This is a genomic window from Mesorhizobium sp. Cs1321R2N1 (assembly GCF_037179725.1).
GTDB lineage: Bacteria > Pseudomonadota > Alphaproteobacteria > Rhizobiales > Rhizobiaceae > Mesorhizobium > Mesorhizobium salmacidum.
The window spans coordinates 1-4,735 of sequence record NZ_JAPYKP010000238.1 but is presented as its reverse complement, the minus strand read 5'-3'; the positions used below and the strand labels follow the sequence as shown (position 1 = coordinate 4,735).

Here is a 4,735-nt window from a genome sequence, read left to right as displayed (position 1 = left end):
GTCGCGCAAACCTGCCGGGCCACGCACAATACTTCGATCGCCATTTCATCGGCTGCCGCGGTCGCTGCCGCTGTCAGTCTCGGTATTTCGGGTGGCGACTGGCGCGCCGCTTGCAGCCATGGGGTCGCAGCGGCAAGACTTGGCGCCGCGCTCGGCCATTGGGTCACCGGCGGCGACATCGCTGCGCGCATCCTCTGGGCACAGGACCTTGTTCGCGGCAAGGGTGAGAAGGAAGCGATCAAGCTGATCGTCGAGCTGGTCGGCACGGGCGTCGCAAGTCAGGAATCGGTGCCGACGGCATTCGCGGTGCTGGAGGTCGCGCAAGGCGATGCATGGCGGGCTGCGGTCATCGCAGCCAATCTCGGCGGCGACACCGACACGATCGGGGCGATTGCCGCCGCCATGGCCGGTGCCTGTGCCGGTCTGTCGAAGCTGCCGCAGGATCGCATCTGCGAACTGCATGGTATCGACGTCGCTGACGTCCGCACGTTGGCTCTTGATCTGGTCGCCGCGCGTCATTCCAAGACTGGCCCAGGCAAGGAGGACGCCGCATGAGGGGACGGCTCGTCCATGTCGGCAGCGCCGTGGTCGACTACGTCTACCGCATCGATGCCTTGCCGGCGGCGGGCACGGAAAAGACCGCGACGAGCTACGCACGGGTTGCCGGCGGTGGCTTCAACATGATGGTCGCGGCAAGTCGCACCGGCATGAAGGTGGTATTCGGCGGCCAACTCGGCACCGGTCCGGACGGCGACTTCCTGCGGGCCGCTTTCGCGGCCGAAGGCATCGAGACGCTGACGCCGCCGTCGCCCTCGATGGACAGCGGCAATTGCGTCGCCATGATTAGCGGCGACGCCGAACGCACCTTCGTCTCGTGGCCAGGGGCCGAGAGCCAGCTCACGCCGGCCATGATGGCGCCTGTCACGATCATAGCGGGGGACTGGGTTTTCACCTCGGGCTACACGCTGAGCTATCCCGACAGCCGTGATGTGCTCGCCGACTGGATCGAGGCGCTGCCGGCCGGCATTCCTTTGGTCTTCGACCCGACGCCGGTGATCGCCCACATTCCGCGGCCAATCCTGAACAGGGTGTTGGTGCGGACGACCTGGCTGAGCTGCAACACCAACGAGGCCGCCGAAATCGCCGGCCCCGGCGATGCCCAGACCGTCCCGATCCGATTGCTCGCCGAGCACTGCCCCAGGGCCGAAGGCGTCGTCATCCGCGCCGGTGCGCATGGCTGCCTCGTGCGCATAGCCGATGGCGGCACTCGCGCGGTGCCCGGTTTCGAGGTGGAGGCCGTCGATACCAATGGCGCCGGCGACACGCATATCGGCGCCTTCACCAGTGCCTTGTCGCGCGGCATCCCGCCCTGCGAGGCGGCCCGCTACGCCAACGCTGCGGCAGCCCTTTCAGTCACCCGCCATGGCGGGTCCTCGGCACCTACGCATGAAGAAACCCAGGAATTCCTGACCCAGCACGCCCAAGCAACGACGGCGCATGGCCGGAAGGAAGCGACTGCAACTTAACAAGTCCATCAACCGGGCAAACAATGAGAGGAAGAAAACATGCGCATGCCCAGACTGACCGCTTTTCTGACGGCGACCGCCGTCTTCGTCTCAGCATTCATGGTTTATGCATTCCCTTTGGCAGCACAAGCGGCCGAGGAAGTGCATGTGCTCAACTGGAAAGGCTATGGTGCCGACGAGCCGTGGGCGGTCGCCAATTTCGAGAAGGCGACCGGCTTCAAGGTGGTCAACGACTTCTTCAACTCCGAACAGGAGATGCTGACCAAGATCCGGACCAATCCCGGCCTCTACGACGTCGTCATGATCAACGCCGCCTTCAACGACCAGGCGATGGCCGGCAAGCTGATCCAGCCGATCGATGTCTCAAAACTCTCCAACTATGCCGACATCGCCAAGGACAAGGCCGGTTCGCCGATGCTTGACCATGACGGCAAGGTCTATGGTGTGCCCTGGGTGTGGGGCCTGACAGCGCTGGCCATCAATGACAAGTCGTTCGACAAGCCGCCGACGAGCATCGCCGAGATGTGGAACCCGGCCCATAAGGGGCGCGTCATCATCCGCGACGACGCCGTCGAGGCGGTGCAGTTCGGTGCGCTGGCTTCGGGACAGAACATCAACGACATCAAGGATATGGAAGCGGTCAAAGCGAAGCTCACCTCGCTGATGCCGCAGATCAAGACCTTCTGGAGCTCGGAGAACGACTGGAACCAGATGGTCGCCTCCAACCAGATCGACATCGGCACCTATTGGAGCGGCTCGGCCGATCGCGCCAAGACGCATTTCAAGTTGCCGGTCTCGCTGGTCATCCCGCAGGAAGGCTCGGTTGCCTGGCTCGACGCCTTCTCGATCCCGGTCGGCTCCAAGAATGTCGCCGGCGCCGAGGCCTTCATCAACTACATGATCGATCCGAAGTTCTATGTCGAATGGGTCACCAAGGTCGGCGCTCCCGTTTCCGCCAACACCAAGGCGGTCGAGGCACTGCCCGGGGATGCCTTCAACCGCAAGGTGATGGGTGATCCGGAGGTCGCCAAGCGCATCCAGTTCCAGGCGCCGATCACCGACGAGCAGCGCGAGAAGTACCTGGCGCTATGGCAGGAGCTGAAGGTCAACGTGAAGTAACGGGCCTCTTTCGGAGGAGAGGCAAAATGGCTGACCAGCTTGCGATCGGTTCGCGCCGTGGATTGAGGCCCGCCCTGCCGCTTCTCCTGCCCGCCTATCTGTGGCTGACGGTGGCGATCTTCTTGCCGCTGTCGGCCATGGTGTTCTTCTCCTTCATGACCGACCTGCCCCTGGCCGGGAAGGAGTGGTCGTTCACGCTCGGCAACTACGCGGCCTTCTTTTCGCAAAGCCTCTATTCGAAACTGCTGCTCGCATCGCTGCGTCTCGGGCTCGAGGTCACATTGTGGTGCGTCGTCATCGGCTACCCGGCAGCCTATGTGCTGGCCAAGGTGCTGAAGGGCCGCAGCCGCGAGGCGATCTTCCTGCTCGTCATCCTGCCCTTCTGGTCGAACGGGCTGGTGCGCATCTTCTCGTGGGCCATGGTGCTGCGCGAAGGCGGCATTCTCGATACGGCGCTCAACGCGGTGCTGCCGTTCAAGATCAACATCGATCTGATGTATTCCTATCCCGCCGTCATCATCGGCCTTGTGCACTCCTACGTGCCCTACATGGTTCTGACCTGTTACCTGACGCTGCAGGCCATCGACGACTCGCTGATCGAAGCCGGCCGGTCGCTCGGCGCCACGCGGCGGCAGGTGCTGTGGCGGGTGATCATCCCGCTGTCGATGCCTGGCCTGATCGCCGGTTCAGCGCTGATCTTCGTGCCGGTGGTAGGCTCCTTCATGGAGCCACGCATCCTCGGCGGCCGCACCGGCACCTTCTACGGCACAGTCATCGAGGACCAGTTCGTCGCCGTCTTCAACTGGCCGCTGGGTGCTGCGCTGTCCTTCATCCTGCTGGCGGTCGTGCTGATCATCCTGGCGCTGGCCGCTCCAGTTTTGCGGAGGGCAGGCTGATGGCGACGACGCGCATCCTCGAATGGCTCGGGCGCTTCTACATCGTACTGCTGCTCGCCTTCCTCTATCTGCCGATCATCATCATGGCGCTGATGTCGTTCAACACGTCGCCCTTTTACCAATTGCCGTTCGAGTGGACGACGGACTGGTACGCTTCGCTCTGGCAGAACGACCAGCTGATCGCGGCAACCTGGAACAGCATCGAGATCGCCGTCATCACCACGATCATCTCAACGGTGCTGGGCGTGATGGCTTCGCTCGCGCTCTACCGCTACGAATTCCGCGGCAAGAAATTCCTGCAGGCGCTGCTCTTCCCGCCTATCGCCATTCCGTGGCTGATCACCGGCACGGCGATGCTGATCTTCTTCTTCGGCGTCGGCATCGGCCGCGGGCTCGTCGCCATCCTGCTCGGCCATGTGGCGCTGGCGCTGCCTTATGTGATCGTCGTCGTCTCTGCCCGGCTGCAGACCTTCGCGCCGGAACTCGAAGAGGCGGCGCGTTCGCTCGGTGCCAACCAGTGGCAGGTGACCATGCGCGTCACGCTGCCCTGGATCATGCCTGGTGTGATCGCCGGCGGGCTGTTTGCATTCGCCGTGTCGTTCGACCAGTTCGTGGTCTCGTATTTCCTGTCGACGCCCGGCCAAACGACGCTGCCGGTCGAGATCTATGCCGCGATCCGCAAAGGCTTCACGCCCGAGATCAATGCGGTCTCGACGATCATCATTGTCGTATCCATGGCGCTGATGCTGCTGACGGCACGCTTCTTCAAATTCGGTGGAGAGAAATAATGGCCGGCGTCGAGGTAGCTAACCTCTCCCGCAGTTTCGGCGCGCACAAGGCGCTGGACGATGTCTCGATCGATTTTGCCGATGGCGGCTTTTACGCGCTGCTCGGCCCCTCGGGCAGCGGCAAGACGACCCTGCTGCGCCAAATCGCCGGCTTCGACTTTCCGGATTCCGGCCGCATCGCCATCGGCGGTGAAAGCGTCGAGCGCGTGCCGGTCGAAAAGCGGCGCATCGGCATGGTGTTCCAGAACTATGCGCTGTTTCCCAATATGAGCGTCGCCGACAACGTCGCCTTTGGCCTTTCGGTGCGCGGGGAAGCGAAGGCGGCGATCGCCACGGAAGTGCAGCGCGCGCTCGACCTCGTCCAGCTCGGCAAGCTCGGCGGCCGCCGGCCGCATCAACTCTCCGG

6 protein-coding genes are annotated in these 4,735 nt (G+C 63.5%); all 6 read left to right on the top strand.

Translation table 11 applies throughout. The annotated features are described in order from the left end of the window. Positions 1-555, top strand: a 555-nt coding sequence (locus O7A61_RS31025; protein ID WP_337132996.1) for an ADP-ribosylglycohydrolase family protein, incomplete at its 5' end; no start/stop codon positions are given. Continuing rightward, positions 552-1,526: a PfkB family carbohydrate kinase gene (locus O7A61_RS31020; RefSeq protein ID WP_337132994.1), complete on the top strand. Its 975-nt coding sequence runs from the start codon at positions 552-554 to the stop codon at positions 1,524-1,526. The genes O7A61_RS31025 and O7A61_RS31020, both read left to right, overlap by 4 nt. 39 nt (positions 1,527-1,565) lie before the next feature. Next, positions 1,566-2,645 (top strand): ABC transporter substrate-binding protein, encoded by a 1,080-nt coding sequence (locus O7A61_RS31015; RefSeq protein ID WP_337132993.1) that lies wholly within the window; start codon positions 1,566-1,568, stop codon positions 2,643-2,645. A 26-nt stretch (positions 2,646-2,671) separates the two neighbouring features. Further along, the gene (locus O7A61_RS31010) at positions 2,672-3,541 is read left to right on the top strand and encodes an ABC transporter permease (protein ID WP_140883364.1); all 870 of its coding nucleotides are present in this window, start codon (positions 2,672-2,674) and stop codon (positions 3,539-3,541) included. Further along, positions 3,541-4,329 (top strand): ABC transporter permease, encoded by a 789-nt coding sequence (locus O7A61_RS31005; protein WP_140718387.1) that lies wholly within the window; start codon positions 3,541-3,543, stop codon positions 4,327-4,329. The genes O7A61_RS31010 and O7A61_RS31005 overlap by 1 nt, the downstream gene beginning before the upstream one ends. Beyond that, positions 4,329-4,735, top strand: a 407-nt coding sequence (locus O7A61_RS31000; protein ID WP_337132992.1) for an ABC transporter ATP-binding protein, incomplete at its 3' end; no start/stop codon positions are given. The genes O7A61_RS31005 and O7A61_RS31000, both read left to right, overlap by 1 nt.

Bases quoted from the DNA above. Each gene is read 5' to 3' on its own strand.
- O7A61_RS31015 (WP_337132993.1), top strand. From the start codon at position 1,566: ATGCGCATGCCCAGACTGACCGCTTTTCTGACGGCGACCGCCGTCTTC.
- O7A61_RS31020 (WP_337132994.1), top strand. From the start codon at position 552: ATGAGGGGACGGCTCGTCCATGTCGGCAGCGCCGTGGTCGACTACGTC.
- O7A61_RS31010 (WP_140883364.1), top strand. From the start codon at position 2,672: ATGGCTGACCAGCTTGCGATCGGTTCGCGCCGTGGATTGAGGCCCGCC.
- O7A61_RS31005 (WP_140718387.1), top strand. From the start codon at position 3,541: ATGGCGACGACGCGCATCCTCGAATGGCTCGGGCGCTTCTACATCGTA.